Raw genomic sequence first — 255 nt, 5'->3', positions numbered from 1 at the left:
CAGGCTTCGTGCCGCGCTTTTGATAGCCATTGCTCTGGCTGCCGTCGCGAATGCCGAACATATGGTCCGTCTGGCCGGTGCGGCGCGGCCCGCCCTTGCTGCGCTGTTGCTCTCGTCCGGCCTGCATTTCGGCCACCACCGCCAGCATGTCATCAAGGCGCTTGTTCTCAACCACCTCGCAGCGGTGCACCGAGCGCAGCGTGTCGAAGGTTCTGTAGGGCAGGGACGTCCCCTCATGGGTGACCTCGAGGCGAC

Annotated in this window: 1 pseudogene; it reads right to left on the bottom strand. The window is 65.1% G+C overall.

Features of this window, described 5'->3' with window-relative positions:
- A pseudogene (locus tag ACFHWW_RS34505) lies at positions 1-255 on the bottom strand (ISNCY family transposase); the annotation flags it as partial.

It is taken from the genome of Sinorhizobium sp. P24N7 (genome assembly GCF_042436655.1).
GTDB classification, from domain to species: domain Bacteria; phylum Pseudomonadota; class Alphaproteobacteria; order Rhizobiales; family Rhizobiaceae; genus Sinorhizobium; species Sinorhizobium meliloti_A.
This window is presented reverse-complemented; position numbering and strand designations above follow the sequence as displayed.